At 63.6% G+C, this 20,521-nt stretch carries 20 protein-coding genes and 1 tRNA gene; 13 read left to right on the top strand and 8 right to left on the bottom strand.

Annotation, left to right across the window (positions count from 1 at the left end):
• Positions 1-231: 231 nt before the first annotated feature.
• From aroG to glcF, 5 genes are all read left to right on the top strand, one after another.
• Positions 232-1,305 carry a 3-deoxy-7-phosphoheptulonate synthase AroG gene (aroG, locus tag CEY05_RS30155; protein WP_088601175.1) on the top strand — a complete coding sequence of 358 codons (1,074 nt, stop codon included), beginning with the start codon at positions 232-234 and terminating at the stop codon, positions 1,303-1,305.
• 76 nt (positions 1,306-1,381) lie between these two features.
• The gene (locus tag CEY05_RS30160; RefSeq protein ID WP_088601174.1) at positions 1,382-2,791 is read left to right on the top strand and encodes an FAD-binding oxidoreductase; all 1,410 of its coding nucleotides are present in this window, start codon (positions 1,382-1,384) and stop codon (positions 2,789-2,791) included.
• 110 nt (positions 2,792-2,901) lie between these two features.
• Positions 2,902-4,404 carry an FAD-linked oxidase C-terminal domain-containing protein gene (locus CEY05_RS30165; protein ID WP_088601173.1) on the top strand — a complete coding sequence of 501 codons (1,503 nt, stop codon included), beginning with the start codon at positions 2,902-2,904 and terminating at the stop codon, positions 4,402-4,404.
• A gap of 14 nt (positions 4,405-4,418) precedes the next feature.
• Positions 4,419-5,531, top strand: a complete 1,113-nt coding sequence (glcE, locus tag CEY05_RS30170; RefSeq protein WP_088601172.1) for a glycolate oxidase subunit GlcE — start codon at positions 4,419-4,421, stop codon at positions 5,529-5,531.
• 6 nt (positions 5,532-5,537) lie between these two features.
• Positions 5,538-6,824: a glycolate oxidase subunit GlcF gene (gene glcF, locus CEY05_RS30175; RefSeq protein ID WP_088601171.1), complete on the top strand. Its 1,287-nt coding sequence runs from the start codon at positions 5,538-5,540 to the stop codon at positions 6,822-6,824.
• A gap of 78 nt (positions 6,825-6,902) precedes the next feature.
• On the opposite strand, the gene CEY05_RS30180 is transcribed toward glcF, so the two are convergent.
• The 3 genes from CEY05_RS30180 to CEY05_RS30190 are packed head-to-tail and all read right to left on the bottom strand — an operon-like array spanning position 6,903 to position 9,808.
• Entirely contained in the window at positions 6,903-8,351 is a 1,449-nt protein-coding gene (locus tag CEY05_RS30180) for an NAD(P)(+) transhydrogenase (Re/Si-specific) subunit beta (RefSeq protein WP_088601170.1), read from the bottom strand.
• Complete coding sequence (locus tag CEY05_RS30185; RefSeq protein ID WP_088601169.1) at positions 8,348-8,689, bottom strand: NAD(P) transhydrogenase subunit alpha; 342 nt, start codon at positions 8,687-8,689, stop codon at positions 8,348-8,350. The genes CEY05_RS30180 and CEY05_RS30185 overlap by 4 nt, the downstream gene beginning before the upstream one ends.
• The gene (locus tag CEY05_RS30190; RefSeq protein ID WP_088601168.1) at positions 8,690-9,808 is read right to left on the bottom strand and encodes a Re/Si-specific NAD(P)(+) transhydrogenase subunit alpha; all 1,119 of its coding nucleotides are present in this window, start codon (positions 9,806-9,808) and stop codon (positions 8,690-8,692) included. It abuts the gene before it with no gap.
• A gap of 236 nt (positions 9,809-10,044) precedes the next feature.
• Here CEY05_RS30190 and mnmA point away from each other — a divergent pair, with 236 nt between their 5' ends.
• A complete protein-coding gene (gene mnmA, locus CEY05_RS30195) occupies positions 10,045-11,157 on the top strand; it encodes a tRNA 2-thiouridine(34) synthase MnmA (RefSeq protein WP_088601167.1) in 1,113 nt (370 codons plus the stop codon).
• 129 nt (positions 11,158-11,286) lie between these two features.
• Here mnmA and CEY05_RS30200 read toward each other — a convergent pair whose 3' ends face one another.
• On the bottom strand, positions 11,287-11,898 hold the full coding sequence (locus tag CEY05_RS30200) for a glutathione S-transferase (protein ID WP_088601166.1): 612 nt from the start codon (positions 11,896-11,898) through the stop codon (positions 11,287-11,289).
• A gap of 185 nt (positions 11,899-12,083) precedes the next feature.
• Between CEY05_RS30200 and purB the strand changes: the two genes are divergently transcribed.
• The 3 genes from purB to CEY05_RS30215 all read left to right on the top strand — a co-directional run bounded on the left by purB (position 12,084) and on the right by CEY05_RS30215 (position 14,630).
• The gene (purB, locus tag CEY05_RS30205) at positions 12,084-13,463 is read left to right on the top strand and encodes an adenylosuccinate lyase (RefSeq protein WP_088601165.1); all 1,380 of its coding nucleotides are present in this window, start codon (positions 12,084-12,086) and stop codon (positions 13,461-13,463) included.
• Between the two features lie 564 nt (positions 13,464-14,027).
• Positions 14,028-14,207: a hypothetical protein gene (locus CEY05_RS30210; protein ID WP_088601164.1), complete on the top strand. Its 180-nt coding sequence runs from the start codon at positions 14,028-14,030 to the stop codon at positions 14,205-14,207.
• Positions 14,208-14,300: 93 nt separating this feature from the next.
• A complete protein-coding gene (locus CEY05_RS30215; RefSeq protein WP_233161782.1) occupies positions 14,301-14,630 on the top strand; it encodes a hypothetical protein in 330 nt (109 codons plus the stop codon).
• A gap of 149 nt (positions 14,631-14,779) precedes the next feature.
• Here the strand turns inward: CEY05_RS30215 and CEY05_RS31350 are convergent, their stop codons facing one another.
• Positions 14,780-14,929 (bottom strand): hypothetical protein, encoded by a 150-nt coding sequence (locus CEY05_RS31350; RefSeq protein WP_158219461.1) that lies wholly within the window; start codon positions 14,927-14,929, stop codon positions 14,780-14,782.
• A 10-nt stretch (positions 14,930-14,939) separates the two neighbouring features.
• Positions 14,940-15,275 carry a hypothetical protein gene (locus CEY05_RS30220; RefSeq protein WP_088601214.1) on the bottom strand — a complete coding sequence of 112 codons (336 nt, stop codon included), beginning with the start codon at positions 15,273-15,275 and terminating at the stop codon, positions 14,940-14,942.
• A gap of 367 nt (positions 15,276-15,642) precedes the next feature.
• Between CEY05_RS30220 and CEY05_RS30225 the strand changes: the two genes are divergently transcribed.
• The 3 genes from CEY05_RS30225 to CEY05_RS30235 all read left to right on the top strand — a co-directional run bounded on the left by CEY05_RS30225 (position 15,643) and on the right by CEY05_RS30235 (position 18,573).
• Complete coding sequence (locus CEY05_RS30225; RefSeq protein ID WP_198952958.1) at positions 15,643-15,849, top strand: cold-shock protein; 207 nt, start codon at positions 15,643-15,645, stop codon at positions 15,847-15,849.
• A 256-nt stretch (positions 15,850-16,105) separates the two neighbouring features.
• Positions 16,106-16,432, top strand: coding sequence for a hypothetical protein (locus CEY05_RS30230; protein WP_088601162.1), 327 nt, complete (start codon positions 16,106-16,108; stop codon positions 16,430-16,432).
• 329 nt (positions 16,433-16,761) lie between these two features.
• The gene (locus tag CEY05_RS30235; protein WP_088601161.1) at positions 16,762-18,573 is read left to right on the top strand and encodes a hypothetical protein; all 1,812 of its coding nucleotides are present in this window, start codon (positions 16,762-16,764) and stop codon (positions 18,571-18,573) included.
• Positions 18,574-18,661: 88 nt separating this feature from the next.
• Here the strand turns inward: CEY05_RS30235 and CEY05_RS30240 are convergent.
• Positions 18,662-18,738 (bottom strand) — tRNA-Met (locus CEY05_RS30240).
• Between the two features lie 143 nt (positions 18,739-18,881).
• Positions 18,882-19,889, bottom strand: coding sequence for an L-histidine N(alpha)-methyltransferase (gene egtD, locus CEY05_RS30245; RefSeq protein ID WP_088601160.1), 1,008 nt, complete (start codon positions 19,887-19,889; stop codon positions 18,882-18,884).
• Between the two features lie 295 nt (positions 19,890-20,184).
• Here egtD and CEY05_RS30250 point away from each other — a divergent pair, with 295 nt between their 5' ends.
• On the top strand, positions 20,185-20,520 hold the full coding sequence (locus CEY05_RS30250) for a YqjD family protein (protein ID WP_088601159.1): 336 nt from the start codon (positions 20,185-20,187) through the stop codon (positions 20,518-20,520).
• The last annotated feature ends 1 nt before the right edge of the window (position 20,521 follow it).

The raw sequence follows: 20,521 nt of genomic DNA on the forward strand, positions 1-20,521 counted from the left end.
GCGGCTTTCTCATTACAAATTTTTGTGCTATGGTTGCCCCCATGAATACCGCAATCCCGTCCGTCGGCACTGGCCGATTTTATTTTTATTTTGGCTTTCCGATGCCGCTGGCGGAGGAAGGATTGCGCGCAACCTGAAGTTTGCACAGAATCCCCCCAAAAAAGCCGCCAGCTTACTGGCGGCTTTTTTTATGTCCGCCAGCCTGGCAACCCCACCCAGGAAGGAAATAACGTGTCTCACAATACCGACGATCTGCGTATCCGCGAAATCAAGGAACTGACGCCGCCCGCTCACGTGATGCGTGAATTCTCGTGTACCCAAACCGCTTCCGCGGTGGTGCACGATACGCGCCAGGCGCTGCATCGTATTCTGCATGGCATGGACGACAGGCTGGCCGTGGTAATCGGCCCGTGCTCCATCCATGACACCAAGGCGGCGCTGGAATATGCGGATCGCTTGAAAGTGGTGCGTGAAGCGCTGAAGGCGGACCTGGAAATCGTCATGCGCGTGTATTTCGAAAAGCCGCGTACCACGGTGGGGTGGAAAGGGCTGATCAACGATCCCGATCTGGACGGCACCTTCAATATCAACAAGGGCGTGCGCGTGGCCCGCGAACTGTTGCTGGAAATCAATGACCGCGGTGTGCCCGCCGGTTGCGAATTCCTCGACATGATTACGCCGCAATATATCGCCGACCTGGTGTCGTGGGGCGCCATCGGTGCGCGCACGACGGAAAGCCAGGTGCACCGTGAATTGGCGTCGGGGCTGTCCTGCCCGGTGGGATTCAAGAATGGCACGGATGGCAATATCAAGATTGCCGTGGATGCCATCAAGGCCGCTTCGCAGCCGCACCATTTCCTGTCGGTGACCAAAGGTGGCCATTCGGCCATCGTGTCGACCGCCGGCAACGAGGACTGCCACGTCATCCTGCGCGGCGGCAAGGCACCCAACTACGATGCCGCCAGCGTCGAGGTGGCGTGCCAGGATCTGGCCAAGGCGGGCCTGGCGCAGCGCCTGATGATAGACACCAGCCACGCCAACAGCAGCAAGAAGCCGGAAAACCAGCCCATGGTGGCCGATGACATCGCCCGCCAGATGGAAGCCGGCGACTCGCGCATTGTCGGCTTGATGATCGAAAGCCATCTGCTGGCGGGGCGCCAGGACCTGGTGCCGGGGCAGGCGCTGACGTACGGGCAGAGCATCACCGATGGCTGCATCGACTGGGATTCGTCGGTGCAGGTGCTGGAGCGCCTGGCCAAGGCGGTACGCGAACGCCGCCGCAGCGGTTCCGCCAGCGGAAAGTAAGGCCGGGCGGGGAGGCGCGTAAAATGCCGGGTTTCGGGGCTGCACTGCAGCCCCAGTCCGATTTCTCAGGAACGCCATGAACGCCCCCTTGCATGCCGACACTTTGCGTCGCCCGATTCCCGCCGCCTGTCTGGACGAACTGGGCGCAATTTTTGGTGATCGATTGTCGGTGGCGCAGGCCGTGCGTGAGCATCATGGCCACGACGAATCGCCGTATCCGGACCTCTTGCCCGATGCCGTGGTGTTCGCGCTGAACACCGAGGAAGTGGCGGCATTTGCACGCATATGCAATACGTACAAGGTGCCCGTCGTACCTTATGGCGCGGGCTCTTCGCTGGAAGGGCATCTGCTGCCGGTGCAGGGTGGCATCACCCTGGACCTGTCGCGCATGAACGCGGTATTGACGCTGAACGCCGAGGACTTCACGGTGACCGTGCAGGCCGGCGTGACGCGCAAACAACTGAATGAAGAAATCCGCTCGACCGGCCTGTTTTTCCCGGTCGATCCCGGTGCCGACGCCAGCCTGGGCGGCATGGCGGCGACGCGGGCCTCGGGCACGAACGCGGTGCGCTACGGCACCATGCGCGAGAACGTGCTGTCGCTGACGGTGGTGACGGCGGACGGCCGCGTGGTGCGCACCGCCAGCCGCGCGCCCAAGTCGTCGGCCGGCTATGACCTGACGCGCATCTTCGTCGGTAGCGAAGGCACCCTGGGCATCATTACCGAAGTGACCGTGAAGCTGTATCCGCAGCCGGAGGCGGTTTCCGCCGCGGTCTGCAATTTCTCGACGCTGGGCGATGCCGTCGATAGCGTGATCGAGATCATGCAGATGGGCATCCCTGTCGCGCGCGTGGAATTCATGGATGAACATGCCGTGCGTTCCGTCAATCTGTACAGCAAGCTCGAACTGCGTGAGACGCCGTTGCTGGTGTTCGAATTCCACGGCAGCGCCGCGGGCGTGCAGGAGCATGCGCAGGCGGTGCAGGACATCGTGCGCGAACATGGCGCCATGGATTTCGATTGGGCCGAACGTCCGGAAGACCGCAGCCGCCTGTGGTCGGCGCGCCACAACGCCTATTTCGCCGGCCTGCAGTTGCGCCCGGGCTGCCGCGCCAGCACCACCGATGTCTGCGTGCCCATCTCGGCGCTGGCTGACTGTGTCCGCGAAACCGCGCAGGATCTCGCGGATGCGCCGTTCCCCTTCACCATCGTGGGTCACGTTGGCGATGGCAACTTCCACGTCCTGATGCTGCTCGACCCGGACAGTGCCGAAGAGTGGCAGGCGTCCGAGCGCATCAACCACGCCCTGGTCCATCGCGCCATCGCGGCGGATGGCACCTGCACGGGCGAGCACGGCGTCGGCCTGCACAAGATGCAGTTCCTGGAAGAAGAGCACGGCGCCGACGCCCTGGCCCTGATGCGCAGCCTGAAACACGCCTTCGATCCCAACAACATCCTCAACCCCGGCAAGATCTTCGCCTGGTGAGAGACGGCTTGCAGGGGCCCGTAAAAAAGTAACCTTGGGTACTACATGGTCAAACTCCCAGGGTAAATCCCGGCCTGTGCGAATCGGTCCCTCGCGCTATCGTGTCCGACATGGATAAGAAGGCAGAGACCGACCTCACAGACGCTCAGACCGCGCCCCCCGCCGCGCCCGATCTGATCGCGGCGCTCCACGCCGTATTACCCGCCCACTGCATCCTGCACCGAGAAGAAGACACCCGTCCGTTCGAATGCGACGGCCTGTCGCTGTACCGTGCCTTGCCGGCCGTCGTCTGCCTGCCCGAAACCGAGGCCCAGGTCCAGGCGATCATGCGCATCTGCCGCAAGCTCAACGCTCCCGTCGTTCCCCGCGGCGCCGGCACCGGCTTGTCCGGCGGCGCCATGCCGCATTCGCAGGGCGTGCTGCTGGGCCTGTCCAAGCTGAACCGCATCAAGCGTATCGACACCGACAGCGCGACCGCCATCGTCGAACCCGGCGTGCGCAACCTGGCGATCTCCGAAGCCGCCGCGCCGCATGGCCTGTACTACGCCCCCGACCCATCCAGCCAGATCGCCTGCTCGATAGGCGGCAACGTCGCCGAGAATTCGGGCGGCGTGCGCTGCATGAAATACGGCCTTACCGTGCACAACATCCTGCGCGTGCGCGTGGTCACCATAGACGGCGACATCGTCGAGCTGGGTTCGGAAGCACCCGATGCGCCCGGCCTGGACCTGCTGGCGGTCTTCATCGGTTCGGAAGGCATGCTGGGCGCGGTTACCGAGATCACCGTCAAACTGCTGCCCAAACCCGCCTGTGCCCAAGTGCTGCTGGCCAGCTTCGGCAGCGTCGAAGCCGCCGGCAACGCGGTGACGAAGATCATCGGCGCCGGCATCATCCCCGCCGGCCTCGAAATGATGGACCGCCAGGCGATCCACATGGTGGAGCCCTTCGTGCAGGCCGGCTACGACATGGACGCGCAGGCCATCCTGCTGTGCGAATCCGACGGCACGCGCGAAGAAGTCGAACATGAAGTCGAACGCATGGAAGCCGTCTTGCAGACCGCCGGCGCCACGCGTCTGCAGGTATCCACGTCCGAGCCCGAGCGCCTGCGCTTCTGGGCCGGCCGCAAGAATGCTTTCCCCGCGGCGGGCCGCGTCTCGCCGGACTATTACTGCATGGATGGCACCATCCCGCGCCGCCACCTGGCGCGCGTACTGAAAGCCATCGAACAGATGGAAGACGAATTCGGCCTGCGTTGCGCCAACGTCTTCCACGCGGGTGACGGCAATCTGCACCCCTTGATCCTTTTCGATTCAAACAAGCCGGAAGAGACCGAACGCGCCGACAAATTTGGCGTGGCGATACTCGAACTGTGCGTACAGGTAGGAGGCACCGTGACTGGAGAGCACGGCGTGGGCATGGAGAAAATCAATCAAATGTGTGTGCAGTTCTCGCGAGACGAACTCGACACCTTCCTGGCGGTCAAGCGAGCCTTCGATCCGCGTTGCCTGCTGAACCCTCAAAAGGTGATACCGACGCTGGCGCGCTGCGCGGAGTACGGCAAGATGCACGTACACGCCGGCGAACTACGTTTTCCTGATCTTTCGCGTTTTTAAGTCCGGGTCAGTTCATGGAATTCGTCCTGTCGGAGCTGTGCGACCAGGTCATGACCGCGCACGCCGGGCATAAACCCATCTTCATCACGGGTGGCGGCAGCAAGGCCTTCTATGGCAACCATCGGCCCTTGCGGCCGCAGGATGGCCATTGCCTGCTCGACATCAATCCCTATCGTGGCATCGTCAACTACCAGCCTTCTGAACTGATGGTCACGGTTCGTGCTGGCACGCCTTTGCAAGACCTGGAGGCGGAGCTGGCCGCGCAGGGCCAGATGCTGGCCTTCGAGCCCCCCCATCACGGCAGCGGCGCCACCGTGGGCGGTTGCGTGGCCACCGGCTTGTCGGGCCCGCGCCGCATGAGCGCGGGCGCGGTGCGCGATTTCGTGCTGGGTGCGCGCCTGCTCGATGCGCAGGGCCGCGTGCTGAGTTTCGGCGGCGAGGTGATGAAGAACGTCGCGGGATATGACGTATCGCGCCTGCTGGCGGGCTCGCAAGGCATCTTCGGGGTCATCCTGGAGGTATCGCTGAAAGTGGTGCCGCGACCGATGGAAGAGTTGACGCTGTGCCTGGAGGCCGACGAGGCACAGGCCCTGGCCCTGTTCTCGCGCTGGCGCGGCCTGCCCATGCCGGTGTCGGCGACGGCCTGGCTGCCGGTGGCGGGCACGCCCGGGCAGCTATGGGTACGCCTGTCGGGCGCGCCGCCGGCCATCGCGGCAGGCCAGGTGCGCATCGGCGGGCAAGCCGTCGATGCCGCGGTGGCGGCGGCGCATTGGGCGTCCTTGCGCGAGCAGACGCATGCCTTCTTCGACCGCGGCCACAGCCTGTGGCGACTGGCGGTGCCGCCTGCGACGCCCCCACTGGGCCTGGGGCCCACCTTGCTGGAATGGGGCGCGGGCCAACGCTGGCTTTGCCAGGGCGCCCTGAACGATGCCGACGCCATGCGCGCGGCGGCCCAGGCCTGCGGCGGTCACGCCACGCTGTTCCGCCCGGCGCGGCAGCAGGACATCCCGGCCGATGGCGTCTTTCATCCGCTGACACCGGGCGTGGCGCAAATTACGCGCCGCTTGAAGCAAGAGCTCGACCCTTGGGGCCTGTTCAATCCGGGCCGGCTGATCCTGGAGCTATGACGCATCATGCAGACCCAAATCGCATCGTGGGCGCGCGACACCGACTTCGGCCAGGAGGCCGATGCCATCCTGCGGCGTTGCGTGCATTGCGGCTTTTGCACGGCCACGTGCCCCACCTACCAGGTGCTCGGTGACGAGCTGGACAGCCCGCGCGGCCGCATCTACCTGATCAAGCAGATGCTGGAGGGCGCCGCGCCGGGACCGTCGACGCAGACCCATCTGGATCGCTGCCTGACCTGCCGCAATTGTGAAACCACCTGTCCTTCCGGCGTGCAATATGGACACTTGCTGGACATCGGTCGCAACCTGGTCGAGCAGCGTGTGCCGCGCCCCTGGCGGCAACGGCTCACGCGCGCCTTGCTGCGCAAGGGCCTGAATTCGCCGCTGTTCGCGCCCGCCTTGCGGCTGGGCCAGGCCATGCGCGGCCTGTTGCCCGCGAGCTTGCGGCGCAAGGTGCCCGAGCGGCGTGCCGCCGGCGCCTTGCCCGATACCCGCGCGCATGCACGCCAGGTACTGTTGCTGGCGGGCTGTGTGCAGCCCGCCCTGATGCCCACCATAGACGCGGCCACGGTGCGCGTGCTCGATGCCATCGGCGTGGGCGTGCGGCTGGGCGTGGGCGGCTGCTGCGGCGCCGTGAATTTCCACCTGGACGACCAGGAAGCCGCGTTGCGGCAGATGCGCGCCAACATCGACGCGTGGTGGCCGGCCGTGCGCGATGGCGAAGTGGAAGCCATCGTCATGAACGCGTCGGGTTGCGGCGCCATGGTCAAGGAATATGCGCATCATCTGCGCCATGACGATAGCTACGCGGAACGCGCGGCCCGCATCGTGGCCATGGTGCGCGACGTATCGGAGATCGTCGCGCCGCACGCCGCGCAGCTGCGCGCGCGCCTGGCCGGCGCCACGCACGTGGCGCAGCTGCATGGTGAGCAAGGCTTGCGCGATCCGTACGCACCGATACGCGCGGCTTTCCATCCGCCGTGCACGCTGCAGCATTGGCAGGCGCTGCGGCCGCGCACGGAAGCCATGCTGGCCGATCTGGGCTATGAACTGCAGCCCTTCAGCGAGCAGCACCTGTGCTGTGGGTCGGCGGGCGCGTATTCGGTGTTGAACCCGGACATCTCCGTGTCCTTGCGCGACCGCAAGCTGGCGGCGATCGCGCCGACGCAACCGGACATCATCCTGTCGTCCAATGTCGGCTGCATCGGCCATCTGCAAAGCGGCACGCCCGTGCCGGTGCGGCACTGGATCGAATCGCTGGACGAACGGTTGGCGCAGACGACCGCGCCCTGAAATGCGCTGCCGACCGCGCCTTCAAGCCTGCGTTCAACCGCACCCCAGCCCGAGGCCTTTGACCTCGGGCCGGTAGCTTTACTCCACCGCCTTGCCCATGTCCTCGATCACTTTCTTGGCATCGCCGAAGACCATCATCGTGCGGTCCATGTAGAACAGCTCGTTGTCCAGCCCGGCATAGCCCGCCGCCATCGACCGCTTGTTGACGATGACCGTGCGGGCCTTGTAGACCTCCAGGATGGGCATGCCGGCAATCGGCGACTGCGGGTCGTTCTTGGCGGCCGGGTTGACCACGTCATTGGCGCCCAGCACCAGCACCACGTCGGTCTGGCCGAACTCACCGTTGATGTCGTCCATTTCGAACACCTGGTCATACGGGACTTCGGCCTCGGCCAGCAGCACGTTCATATGCCCCGGCATGCGGCCCGCGACCGGATGGATGGCGTACTTTACCGACACGCCCTTGGCGGTCAGCTTGGCCGCCAGTTCCTTCAGCGCATGCTGGGCGCGCGCCACCGCCAGGCCGTAGCCCGGCACGATGATCACGGATTCGGCATTCTCCATCAGGAAAGCGGCGTCTTCCGCGCTGCCCGACTTGACGCTGCGCTGCGCGCTGGCGCCGCCGGCATCGGCGCCGCCGGTGCCATTGCCGAAGCCGCCCAGCAGGACGTTGAAGAACGAGCGGTTCATCGCCTTGCACATGATGTAGGACAGGATCGCCCCTGAAGACCCCACCAGTGAGCCCGCGATGATCAGCATCGGATTGTCCAGCGAGAAGCCGATGCCGGCGGCCGCCCAACCCGAATAGCTATTGAGCATGGACACCACCACCGGCATGTCGGCGCCGCCGATGGGGATGATGATCAGCACGCCCAGGATGAAGGCAATCGCCAGCATTACGACGAAGGGCGTCCATTGCGCGGCCCCCGCGCTGGTGATGAACCAGATGCCATAGGCCAGCATCGCCACGGCCAGCAGCAGGTTCAAGGCATGCTGTCCGCGGAACACCACCGGCGCGCCCTGGAACAGGCGGAACTTGTATTTGCCGGACAGCTTGCCGAAGGCGATTACCGACCCCGAGAAGGTGATGGCGCCGACGAAAGAGCCGATGAAGATCTCGATGCGGTTGCCGACCGGCAGGCCGCCGCCCGGCCCGGCGATGCCGAAGGCATGCGGCTCGGCCACCACCGCCACCGCGATGGCCACCGCCGCCAGGCCTATCATGCTGTGCATGAAGGCCACCAGTTCAGGCATCTTCGTCATCTCGACGCGCAGGGCCATGATGGTGCCCAGGCTGCCGCCGATCAACAGGCCCAGCAGCACCCAGCCCAGGCCCATGGTTGCCGCGCCCGGGCGCGCCAGGCCGGCGATCAGCGCCGCGGTGGTGAGGACCGCCAGCGCCATGCCGACGATGCCGAAGGCATTGCCGATGCGCGAAGTGGTGGGGTGCGACAGGCCCTTGAGCGCCTGGATGAAGCAGACCGACGCCAGCAGATAGAGCAGGGTGACCAGGTTCAGGGAGATCATTGCTGGCCTCCCTTGGCCTGCTTGGCCCCCTGCGCGCCGGCGGCAGGACGTTCCTTCTTCTTGAACATCTGCAGCATTCGGCGTGTGACCAGGAAACCGCCGAACACATTGACGGCGGCCAGGGCCACGGCCAGCACGCCCATGGCGCGCGCCAGTCCGCCTTCGGTCAGCGCCGCCGCCAGCATCGCGCCGACGATGATGATGGCCGAAATCGCATTGGTCACGGCCATCAGCGGCGTATGCAGGGCCGGCGTGACATTCCACACCACGTGGTAGCCCACGTACACGGCCAGCACGAAGATGATGAGATTGATCAGGGTAGGGCTGATGGTGTCCATTCACGCACTCCGCAAAACGTTGCCGCCTTCGCAGACCAGGCAGGCCGCGACGATCTCATCCTCGCGCTGGATCGCCAGCGCACCATCGGCGGCGGTGATCAGCTTGAGAAAATCGAGCAGGTTGCGCGCATAGAGCGCCGAGGCGTCGGTGGCGACCAGGGCCGGCAGATTGGTCAGTCCCACCAGGGTGACGCCATGTTTTTCGACCACGCGATCCTTTTCCGTGAGCGGGCAGTTGCCGCCGCGCTCGACGGCCAGGTCGACCAGCACCGAGCCCGGCTTCATGGCTTGCACGGTTTCCGCGCTGACCAGGGTGGGCGCGGGCCGGCCCGGGATCAGCGCGGTGGTGACGATGATGTCGGCCTGACGGCAGCGTTCGGACACCAGCGTGGCCTGGCGCGCCATCCATGCGGCCGGCATGGGCCGCGCATAGCCGCCCACGCCTTGGGCGATCTCGCGTTCTTCGTTGGTTTCGAATGGCACGTCGATGAACTTGCCGCCCAGCGATTCCACCTGCTCGCGCGCGGCGGGGCGCACGTCGGACGCTTCCACCACCGCGCCCAGCCGGCGCGCCGTCGCGATGGCCTGCAGGCCGGCGACACCCGCGCCCAGGATCACGGCGCGCGCGGCCTTCAGCGTGCCGGCGGCGGTCATCATCATGGGGAACAGGCGGCCGTAGTGGTGGGCGGCCAGCAGCACGGCCTTGTAACCGGCCAGGTTGGCCTGCGAGGACAGCACGTCCAGGCTCTGTGCCCGCGTGATACGTGGCGCGGCTTCGAGGGCGAAGCCGGTTACGCCGGTGGCGGCCAGCGCCGCCAGGCCCGCGCCGTCGAAGGGATCCAGCATGCCCGCCACGATCGCGCCCGGGTTGAGCAAGCCCAGTTCAGGGCCGGCCGGTGCGCGCACCTTGAGAACCAGCTCCGCGCCCATGGCCTGCGCCGTCGATCCCAGGCTGGCGCCCGCCGCGGTGTAGGCTTCGTCGGGGTAGCGGGCGGCCAGGCCGGCACCTTGCTCGACGCAGACCGCATGTCCAGCGGCCACATACTTTTTCACCGTCTCCGGTGTTGCAGCGACGCGAGTCTCACCCGGCAGGGTCTCGCGTGGAACTCCGACTATCATGGATCCTCCAGAAGTGGCCCCAGTACCGCGCCGCGCGCGGCCCCCTAAAGGGGCGGTTTGCATTCCAAGGTGATGCCGTGAAGCTGTATTGCCCGTGACATGATGCCGTGTTTGGGCCACTTTGTGGGGCTTATCGGGGGTGGGTGAGGGCGCGGCGCTAAAATGCCGGTTTGACAGTCACCGCGGCGCGCTTTGGCGTCGCCCTGTCGTCTTCGTGGTTTTTGCCTTTTCCCCTTATGTCGCATTCCTCCTCCAAGGGCCGTGTCGTCGTCGGCATGTCCGGTGGCGTCGATTCCTCCGTCACCGCCTGGCTGTTGAAGCAGCAGGGCTATGAAGTCGTCGGCCTGTTCATGAAGAACTGGGAGGACGATGACGATTCCGAGTACTGTTCGACCCGCCAGGATTGGCTGGATGCCGCCAGCGTGGCGGACCTGATCGGCGTGGACATCGAGGCGGTGAACTTCGCGGCCGAGTACAAGGACCGCGTGTTCGCCGACTTCCTGCGTGAGTATTCGGCCGGCCGCACGCCCAATCCCGACGTGCTATGCAACGCCGAGATCAAGTTCAAGGCTTTCCTGGATCACGCCATGAGCCTGGGCGCTGAACGCATTGCCACCGGGCACTATGCGCGGGTGCGCCGCGTCGACGAGGCGGCCGGTCCGCGCTTCGAATTGCTCAAGGCGCTGGATGCGAGCAAGGACCAGAGCTATTTCCTGCATCGGCTGAACCAGGCGCAGCTGGCGCGCACCTTGTTTCCCCTGGGCGAGATTCCCAAGACGGAAGTGCGCCGCATCGCCCATGAAATCGGCCTGCACAACGCCGCGAAGAAAGACTCCACCGGCATCTGCTTCATCGGCGAGCGGCCTTTCCGCGAGTTTCTCAACCGCTATCTGCCCACCGCGCCGGGCCCCATCCTGACGCCGGAAGGCAAGCGGGTGGGAACGCACGAGGGGCTGTCGTTCTATACGCTGGGCCAGCGCAAGGGCCTGGGCGTGGGGGGCGTCAAGGGCGCGCAGCGTGAAGACGGCACCGGTGATGCCTGGTACTCCGCGAAGAAGGATCTGGCGACCAACACGCTGTATGTGGTGCAGGGGCACGATCATCCCTGGCTGCTGGGCAGTACCTTGGCGGCGCAGGACGCCAGCTGGGTGGCGGGGACGCCGCCCGCGGCGGGGCTGTATGGCGCCAAGGCGCGCTACCGGCAGGCCGATGCGGCCTGCACGCTGCGCGACGCCACGGCCGCGGGTTTCGCCTTGGACTTCGAGCAGGCCCAGTGGGCGGTCACGCCGGGGCAATCGGCCGTGCTGTACGACGGCGACATCTGCCTGGGCGGCGGGATCATCGTGTAGCGGACTTTGGGGGGGGGACGATGGCCGCATCATGCGTCATCGCCTGCGGTGCCAGCAACGGCATGGGCCCCGGCTTCGGCAGCAAAAAAAACGCACCCCTCGGGGTGCGTTTCTTGTTCCCGGCCTGGCTCAGGCAGCAGGCGGGACCGTGTCGATGAACGAATTGCGCGTCATCAGCTTCTCGTACAGGCGCGTCAGGTTGGCGTGGCCTTCGCGCCAGTCGAGCGTGGGGAAGCGCAGTTCCAGGTAACCGAGGGCACAACCGACGGCAACGTCGGCCAGGCTGTAATTGATCCCCATGCAATGCGCATGTTCGCCCAGGCTCTTGTCCATGGCGTCCAGGCTGGCGTGGATCTTGGAGTACTGGCGGCTGATCCAGTCGGGGCTTTGCTGCGCCTCGGGGCGCTGCTTTTCCTTGACGATGGCCACACAGGCATCCAGCACGCCATCGGCGATGGCTTCCCAGCACTTCACGGCGGCGCGGTCGCGGCCGGACTGCGGGATCAGCCGGGCAACCGGCGACAGGGTGTCCAGGTATTCGACGATCACGCGCGAGTCGAACAGCGCGCCGCCGTCTTCCATGACCAGGCAGGGCACTTTCCCTAGCGGGTTGAATTGCTGGATCTTGGTGTCGGGCGACCAGACGTTCTCGACATCCATCCGGTAATCGAGTTTTTTCTCCGCCATGACAACACGTACTTTACGTACGTAAGGGCTGGTATGAGAACCGATAAGTTTCATGGTGTCACTGTCATAGTCGGAAAGCGGCCGCAGTATAGCAGGATGCCGCGGTAACGATTGGGGGGGTGAGTGCCGCGCCGGCGCGCGGCGGGGCGGGGGCGGGGGTGGCCTGCCTCGGCCGGCGCGGCCGCGGATGATAAAATCGCGTCGCTTTTCAACGGTTTCTTCTCTTTCAGCCCTATCTCATGCATATCGCTCCCACACTCAGCCAACTCAACGCTCTTTCGCCGCTCGACGGCCGTTACGCCTCGCGCGGCGACGCTTTGCGTGGCCTGTTGTCGGAGGCGGGCTTCATGGCGCATCGCGTCGAGGTCGAAGTGGCCTGGCTGGTGGCGCTGGCCGATGCCGGCCTGCCAGAGCTGCCCCGGTTTTCCGACGAGGCCCGGGCCCGGTTGAACCAACTGGTGGCCGATTTCAGCGAGGCTGACGCCGCGCGCATCAAGGAAATCGAGCGCGTCACCAACCACGACGTCAAAGCCGTCGAATATTGGTTGAAAGAAAAGGTGGCGGATCACGTCGAACTCTCCAGCGCCGCGGAATTCATTCATTTCGCGTGCACCTCGGAAGATATCAACAACACCTCGCATGCGCTCATGTTGTCGCGCGCATGCAACAACGTATTGCTGCCGACGCTGAAAAAAGTGGCCGCCAAGCTGACGGCGATGGCCCAGGCCCATGCCGACCAGCCCATGCTGTCGCGCACTCACGGCCAGCCGGCCAGCCCCACCACCCTTGGCAAGGAGTTCGCCAACGTCGCCGCTCGTCTGCTGCGCGCCATCGATGCCGTGGCCGCCGTGCAGCCGCTGGCCAAGCTCAATGGCGCCGTCGGCAACTACAACGCGCACCTGTCGGCCTATCCGGAAGTCGACTGGGAGGCATTCAGCCAGCGCGTGCTGCAGGGCCTGGGGCTGACGCAGAACCGCCACACCATCCAGATCGAGCCACATGACTGGATGGCTGCCCTGTTCGACGCCGTGGCGCGCGCCAACGTCATCATCCTGGACCTGAACCGCGACATCTGGGGCTATGTCGCCCTGGGGTATTTCAAGCAGCGCCTGAAGGAAGGCGAGGTCGGTTCGTCGACCATGCCGCACAAGGTCAACCCGATCGACTTCGAGAACTCGGAAGGCAATCTGGGCCTGGCCAATGCCACCCTGCGCCATCTGTCGGACAAGCTGCCGGTGTCGCGCTGGCAGCGTGACCTGACCGACTCCACGGTCCTGCGCAACCTGGGCGTGGCCTTCGGCTATTGCATGGTGGCCTGGGATGCCTGCCTGCGCGGCCTGGACAAGCTGGAGGTCAACACGGCCGCCATCGACGGCGATATCGACGGTGCCTGGGAAGTGCTGGCCGAGCCGGTGCAGACGGTCATGCGCCGTTATGGCCTGCCGCAGCCCTACGAGCAGCTCAAGGCGCTGACGCGCGGCAAGGGCATCACGGAAAGCGCACTGCGCGAGTTCATCCAGGGCCTGGCCCTGCCGGAAGAGCCCAAGGCGCGCCTGCTGGCGATGACCCCCCGGTCGTATATCGGCCTGGCCGCCGACCTGGCCCGCGCGATCAAGTAAACCTGCGGCCGGACAGCGGCAGCGGGGTTATCCGCGCCTGACCGGACAATGTTGACCGGCAACGCGCCGGCAACAGCACGCAAGTTACCAACAGCACCCCGAGAGTCGGATGTAACTCCGACCCTCGGGGTGTTTTGCATTGGAATGCCGGGGCGGCTGCCACCTTTGTACGTTTTCAGCCCAGGCGCGACGTTCTTCGCCACCACGCCAGATCGCGCTGCCCAGGTCTCCCGGATTTGCACGACGCCAGCCATGGGCGCTAGCCCGAGAATGGTGGCTTGGGGGGCCTCCCCCCAAAAAAACCTCCCCCTACCTAAGTGCGATGGGAAAAATCGGGTTACTCGTACACACGGCTTTGTATCTATTTCCATAGCCCCAGACCTGCCCGGGATGGCGACAAAATCCCCAATCCATCCGGTCCAGGAGCCGCTTCCCATAGGGGAAAGAAGCAAATCGACCCCGCGGACTGGGTCAGGCACGCTACTTGCTATTGGTCACCATCCACAGCAACTGCGAAACGCAATGGAAGTTTTTGCAAAAAATTCGAATGGGTGGGGAGCCACCTTGCTGGTCGATCCAGCCGAGAACGGGAAATACAACTGGCGTATCCAGGTGGAAGACCGGCGCTGCGCGCCGCCGTCGATCCGCTTCATCGTGTCGCCAGTGTGTTTCGCGTCCGTCGGGGAAAGTATCGACGACGGCCGGGCCGTGCTGGAAGTCCTGACTCCCGACGATTTGAATTGATTCTCTGTTTTCCGTTTTTCCGTCTTCTTAGCGCTGCGGACGGAGGCGAGCTGCCGCTTCCGTTTATACCTACCTCAATACATGGAGAATAATATGAGTGCCATGATGTGCCTGCCTTGCCAGAGCATTGCCGTTGCGACTTCCGGGCTGCAAGCCCATCCCAGCCTGGTGCACGAGGGCTTCGTGCGTCCCACGGAGAAGCATCGCGAAAACCACCGGGAAGACCGTTATCGCTGCTCCTGCTGCCACACGCAGTGGGTGCGCGAAACCGACCGTTGGGGCATGGACATGGGTTTCCGTCTGGCACCCGTGCAAACCGGTGCACGCCCGCGTTTCATTTATACGGAAACCCCTGCCCGCATCGCCGAAAAGCGTATTTACAAAGTGCCGCAGGCCGAGGGAGAAGGGGTGCAGAGGGTTTAAATCCGGCAGGATGGCAGCGCTTGGAGGCTGTCATCCGGTTTGCCGGGCCGCGGCACCGAAGTATCGATACAGTTCTTGGGGAAGAAAAAAAGCCACGCAGAGCGTGGCTTTTTTTCGTTTGCCGGAAGGCGGCGATTAGTGCCAGGCTGTCAGATCACATGGAAAAGCCACAGCAGGATAATCACGGGAATGGGAATGCCCAGTAGCCAAAGCAGAATGCCGCGCATGTCGGTCTCCTTATGCAAATACGGTCGCCGCTGACCGTTCAGCCGGGTAGATGCAAGGAGCGTGCCCGTCATTGCGGCGACTTCAGTGCAGGCCGCCATCCTGCTCGTCGCTGAGGGCGAGCAAGGCCAGGGCAGCGGCATAGGCGGCCTCGTTGGCACACAGGAACACGGCGATGTCGTTGGGATTGAGGTTGTCGAGCACGTCGAGCACCTGGCTTTCAGCGCTGTCCACGTCAGTGACCGCGGTAGCGTGGATTTCGCCGCCGGCTTCCACTTCCTCGGGCGGCACGATCTGCGCGATGGCATTCAGGTCGGGCGCGCTGACCACGGCATAAGTGCGTATCGGCTCGCCGTCGAGCGTAGTGTGCATGGCGATGCCGCCGACAATGTTCTGGCGGTGGGTGCTGATAATTTCCATGGGTTCACCTGGGTAGATTTGCATACCCCGTATGCTGTATTGCTTAAAAAATAAGCAGCATTACCGGAGCGTGTAGAGAAATATTCGTCAAACGTGCCGTTATAAGCGCGTGCAAGTGCAACGCACAGTAAGTGTGACCTTTAGTTTTCCGAGCTTTGTAGCATCCAGTTTCAATTAAAGCGATTTTCCGCTAAAATGTTTTTGACTTAAACCAGCGACAGTCTCATAGTGTCGTCGAGGTTTTCAAGCGCGCGGTATTTGTACAGTTGTCGAGTTCTTCCCGGTCTCCCTATTGTCATGTTCCCTTGCTTGAATGCGCTCCTATCCCGGGCTTTGAATTGCCCTATTTATGCAAGGACACGACGGTATGGAAGAAACCGGCATCGTTAAGTGGTTCAACTCTGAAAAGGGTTACGGCTTCATTACCCCGGATGCGGGTGGCAAGGATCTGTTTGCGCACTTCTCCGAAATCCAAGGTGCGGGTTTCCGCTCCCTGGAAGAGAACCAGCGCGTCAGCTATGTCGTTGCTAACGGTCCCAAGGGCCCGCAAGCTACCAAAATTCAGCCGCAGTAAGCTGCTGATGACCAACTTCGGCGGCTCTCCGGGCAGCTGAAGTGAGGGAAGCCCCGCCATCGTCGGGGCTTTTTTTATGGCTTGCAAGCCACTCCATGCACCACTGCGAGGCGCCGACAGCGGCCGTCGCTGCTTTTTTACAACGTCATGACCGAACGCGCCACCCTTATGGGCGGGCGCGACCGCCCAGTCCCGGCGCCGGCCCTGTGCTCGGTGATAATGAGAAAAATTCCAAAAGACTGGAGCGTGGGTTGTGATGAGCATGACAGGCACCCTTGGGGCTGCCTTGAGCACGGGGATCTGGAGCCTGATCTCCGGCACGGTGCTGGCATGGCTGTGCGGAGCCTGGCTGCGGCGCCAGGCCTGGCCGCATGGGCTGGTGTGGGTCGGACGAATCATTATCGTGGCCGCCATCGTTTTGTTTCCGCAGGGCTTGCGCCTATGGTTTGCCGGGCCGTTCGTGAACCAGTACCTGCCTCATACCTTGACCAATATCGAGCTGAGCTTGCTGGTGAAAATTGCCTTCGGCACTTCTGTCCTGGGGGTGATCGTGGCCGCGTTTTATGACCCTGGCGTGAAATAAAAATGCCACGGATATAATGTCTCTAGTCCAATACAAATAATCCTTTTGTCGTCAATAATGCGTGTCCGCATGTAAGGTCAGGCGGCCGAGATAATCCAGAACGGCGGCGTTTTTTTCGGGTTTGCCCTGATAAATAAACCTCTTCACGCGCGGTTTCGTGGTGCGCGCGGGCTGATTCCTGGATGCCTCTTTTTGTACTAGACCGAAACATGCGTGTAAGCACGAGCCGCGCGGCAGGCTGCGCACTGGTCAAAACCGCTACCATTTCCGGACCCGATTCCGGATAGCTGTTCCGGCGCCGCCCCCGAACTTCAGTCCAGGGAAATCGCATGAGCCTGCATGCTGTCTTGAGAAATAACACCAGGAATCCGAAGCAGCAGACCTATGCGGTGCTCGCGGGCGCGCCGACCGACCAGGGTATGCCTGGCGACTTGTCGGTGTCTCTGTATGCGGGCGTCTGGATAATCCACGAGAGCGGGAGCGTGGACGAGGCCGGCGTCGAGTTGGCCGAGGCAGCGGTGGCGGTTTCCGCGGCGGGCCGCAGTTCCCTGGTCATCGACGCCCCGGCGGTCGGCGCTGACGCCGCCGGTTCGATCACGATAGATGAGCCTCGCGAAACCGAGGAGTCCGTCCAGGCAAGCGGCATCAGCCACCGCCATGGCGGGGTCGAACATCGACGCACCGTTACAGTCAGCCGGGCGCTGCCGGTGGTCACGATCGAGGATGTGGTGAAGGGTGAGGACTTGAGGGGCGGTCCGGGGGACGGCCCGCAGGACCGGCCCGGGATGTCTCTTGTGTGGCGCCTGGCGTCCGGGCTTGCCGCCGTCATCGTTGGCCGGGAAGTCCATCTGCTGCAAGGCAGCACCAAGGTGGCGAAGATTTGCATCCAGACGGACACCACCGTCGAGACCAGCGTTGACGGGTCGACGCTGCGCGTGGCGATGGGAAATATGTCGTCGTGGCGCTGCACGACCACTTTTGTATTCCCGCGCCGTTCCGCTACGGGAATCGTCCTGCCATTCGAAACCTTGCCGGGGGACTGGCCCATCCAGTATCGCCTGGAGACCCAGGCGCAAAGCGATGTCCTGTGCGTGGTGCTGCCTGCCATGGCGGGTAAGTTCGACTACCGGATCAACTATCTGAAGCTGCTGCGGGGCGCGCCGGTCAACCGCCTGTTCTTGCTGGATGATTTCGGCCCTCAGGGGTCTTACCTGATTGCGTCGGGTGGGGACGTGCGGCTCGGTGATGCGGTGTGCGCTCTGCTGGAAAGTGTGCGATGCAGGCTTGGCATCGACAAGCGCAAGGTGGTCTTCATGGGTTCATCGAAGGGTGGAACGACCGCGCTATATGTGGCGCACCGGCTCGGTTATGGCCGTGTCCTGGCGGGCGCCCCCCAGACGCGGATAGGTTATTTCCTGCTGCACCAGGATGTCGCCAATGGCTGGCGCCTGGCTGACTACATGTGTCCCGGCAAGAGCGGCGCGGCGGCATTGGACTGGCTCAACCGATTGATGTTCGATCTGCCTTTGGCCAAGGATGTCGATTGCCGCATCCATGTGGGGGAGGGCGATCACCACTACCGACGCCATGTGCTGCCTTATCTGCACCACGTCAGGAAGCGGGGTGGCGATGTCGATCTGCACGTCGGGAATTATGAGCAGCACAACGAGCTTGGCGAGCACTTTCCCGATTACGTCGAAAATGCCCTGGGCGATCTTTTTGGCATCACTTTCAGCGACCCCTCAACCACTGCGGAGCCTATCGTGAATTCCACTATCCCGACTTCCCCTGATGTGAGTACCGCGGCATCCCCCGCGCCTGTCATTGCGCCACCAGTTGCCGTAGATCCGGCGCTGACCGTGATGGCCTGGCGCGAAGGCGACGAACTGGTCGGCCGCATTGCCGTGCCGTGGAAGTGGTCCGCGGCGCAGGTCGAATTCGCCTTCTATCTGCAGGTCGCCGATGAAAAGAAGGAAGTGCGCTGGTACGAGGACTCCCCGACTACACGCTTCGCCTGGCCGGCTGGCGCCGATCCCGAAATCGTGAGCATCAAGGGCTTCGTACGCGAAGCAGGCAATCACGCCCACCACCTGTCGGCAACGTCACCACTCTTGCGCAGCAGCGCAGTGTTCGCGGTGTGAATGCCTGAAACCGAAGGCCCAAGATAGACGCTCTCAGCCAACGCCCAAAGCAAAACGGCCCGCATCTCTGCGGGCCGTTTCAAATACTTGGTGGCGCATCCCTGATTCGAACAGGGGACCTGCGGATTATGATTCCGTCGCTCTAACCGGCTGAGCTAATGCGCCATTTCGCTGCGGCCCGTCAGTATCGCCCGTTTCCATCACCTTGCTTGCGCCGTGACGGCTTAGTTGCGATCCAGAGTGTGCCTCAGGAAAGAACGAGATTCTAGCACGGAAAAACTTTGTTCAACAAGCCCGTTGAGCAAAATTCAGCCACGCGCGCCGAACAGGGCAAACCACTCCCTTTCGTCAGTCCAATAGCGCACGTTGTGGAAACCCGCCCGTTCCAGCATGGCCTTGAATGTGGACGGGTAGTACTTGTATGAATTCTCCGTGTGGATCCGCTCGCCACGGGCGAAGCTGCGCTGGCCGCGCGGCCACGTCACCGTCAGGTCGGCTTCGGCCTGAAGATGCATTTCGATGCGCGACTTGGCTTCATTGTAGAAAGCGACATGTGACCACTGCGCGACGTCGAAGTCCGCATCGATGATGCGGTTGGCATGGCGCAACATGTTCAAGTTGAACGCGGCAGTGACGCCCAGGGCGTCGTCATAGGCCGGTTCCAACAGAGCCCGTGGCTTGACGAGGTCGACGCCGATCAACAGGCCGCCACCGACACAGGCACGGCGGATACGGCTCAACAGGGACGCCGCATGGTCCGGCGCCAGGTTGCCGATGCTGGAGCCCGGGTAGAAGAACAATCGCTCCACTTCGCCCACGTCGGGCGGCAGGTTCAGCGTTTCAAAGAAATCGGTGCCGACGGCAACCAGATCCATATCCGTGTAGCGGGCACCCAGGCGATCGACTGCCTGGCGCAAATAGTCGACGGAGATGTCCACCGGCACATACTGCGCCGGCGCCAGATAAGGGAACAGCCGCTCGGCCTTGACGCAGTCGCCCGCGCCCAGATCGACAAGGGTGCGTACGGGACCCACATGGCGGGATATCTCGGCAGCATGGCGCTCGACGATTTCGCGTTCGCAGCGAGTGGGGTAGTACTCCGGCAGCTGGGTGATCGCCGTGAACAGGTTGGAGCCCAGTTCGTCGTACAGGTATTTGGGACTGATGGTAGGGCGGTCGGCCCTCAGGCCCTGTTCTATCTCGGCCCGAACCGCGTCATTGTCTTCAGAATGCAGTTGATGGAAGCGCGGGGAAGGGACGGTCTTGATGTAAGTGTTATGGGCGGGAACGTGCGGCGAGTAAGACGGGTTGTACATTGGTCTGCCCTCGGGGGTGGGTGTCCTGCATTAGCAATTGCAATAGCAACCTTCATGCCCGCCGCCGGCTGGGGAGGCCGGATACCGATTCCAGGCCGCGCCGATACCGACGACTTCAGGACAATACCCTGTTCCGCTTTGCGCCGTGCACGATGAAATAGCGCTTTACCGCTGGTTGCGAATCACAAACAAAGCGCTAACACGGCGCCGCCACAATAATGGTGTCAGACGGGCTTAGCGGCCCGTCGCCGCATTTCCACTTTTTGGGGTGCGGGGAATCCTTCAAGGAGTCGCCATGAGAACGAATTCATATTCTGCCGAAATCGCCGCCAACAAGGACAAGGTCGCAGCCAGCTTCCGGGAACTGGTGGCCGGTACGGAAGATTTGCTGCGCTCGACCGCCTCCTACACGGGCGAAGAGGTCGAACGTTCCCGCAAGCGTCTGCGCCAGCAGCTGGAAGTTGCCCGCGGCGTGGCCGGGGAATGGGAGCAGACCGCGGCGGAACGCGCTCGCCGCGCTTCCGAGGTGACGGACCAGTATGTCCACGAAAATGCCTGGAAGTCGATTGGCGTGGCCGCCCTGGTAGGCCTGCTGGTGGGCGCCTGCCTGTCTTCGAGCGACCGCCGCTGAC

It is taken from the genome of Achromobacter sp. HZ34 (assembly GCF_002209485.1).
Lineage (GTDB): Bacteria > Pseudomonadota > Gammaproteobacteria > Burkholderiales > Burkholderiaceae_B > Bordetella_C.

Coding starts and splice junctions, on each gene's coding strand:
- CEY05_RS30160 (WP_088601174.1), top strand. CDS start 1,382: ATGAACGCCCCCTTGCATGCCGACACTTTGCGTCGCCCGATTCCCGCC.
- CEY05_RS30165 (WP_088601173.1), top strand. CDS start 2,902: ATGGATAAGAAGGCAGAGACCGACCTCACAGACGCTCAGACCGCGCCC.
- glcE (WP_088601172.1), top strand. CDS start 4,419: ATGGAATTCGTCCTGTCGGAGCTGTGCGACCAGGTCATGACCGCGCAC.
- glcF (WP_088601171.1), top strand. CDS start 5,538: ATGCAGACCCAAATCGCATCGTGGGCGCGCGACACCGACTTCGGCCAG.
- CEY05_RS30180 (WP_088601170.1), bottom strand. CDS start 8,351: ATGATCTCCCTGAACCTGGTCACCCTGCTCTATCTGCTGGCGTCGGTC.
- CEY05_RS30185 (WP_088601169.1), bottom strand. CDS start 8,689: ATGGACACCATCAGCCCTACCCTGATCAATCTCATCATCTTCGTGCTG.
- CEY05_RS30190 (WP_088601168.1), bottom strand. CDS start 9,808: ATGATAGTCGGAGTTCCACGCGAGACCCTGCCGGGTGAGACTCGCGTC.
- mnmA (WP_088601167.1), top strand. CDS start 10,045: ATGTCGCATTCCTCCTCCAAGGGCCGTGTCGTCGTCGGCATGTCCGGT.
- CEY05_RS30200 (WP_088601166.1), bottom strand. CDS start 11,898: ATGAAACTTATCGGTTCTCATACCAGCCCTTACGTACGTAAAGTACGT.
- purB (WP_088601165.1), top strand. CDS start 12,084: ATGCATATCGCTCCCACACTCAGCCAACTCAACGCTCTTTCGCCGCTC.
- CEY05_RS30215 (WP_233161782.1), top strand. CDS start 14,301: ATGAGTGCCATGATGTGCCTGCCTTGCCAGAGCATTGCCGTTGCGACT.
- CEY05_RS31350 (WP_158219461.1), bottom strand. CDS start 14,929: ATGACGGGCACGCTCCTTGCATCTACCCGGCTGAACGGTCAGCGGCGA.
- CEY05_RS30220 (WP_088601214.1), bottom strand. CDS start 15,275: ATGGAAATTATCAGCACCCACCGCCAGAACATTGTCGGCGGCATCGCC.
- CEY05_RS30225 (WP_198952958.1), top strand. CDS start 15,643: ATGGAAGAAACCGGCATCGTTAAGTGGTTCAACTCTGAAAAGGGTTAC.
- CEY05_RS30230 (WP_088601162.1), top strand. CDS start 16,106: ATGAGCATGACAGGCACCCTTGGGGCTGCCTTGAGCACGGGGATCTGG.
- CEY05_RS30235 (WP_088601161.1), top strand. CDS start 16,762: ATGAGCCTGCATGCTGTCTTGAGAAATAACACCAGGAATCCGAAGCAG.
- egtD (WP_088601160.1), bottom strand. CDS start 19,889: ATGTACAACCCGTCTTACTCGCCGCACGTTCCCGCCCATAACACTTAC.
- CEY05_RS30250 (WP_088601159.1), top strand. CDS start 20,185: ATGAGAACGAATTCATATTCTGCCGAAATCGCCGCCAACAAGGACAAG.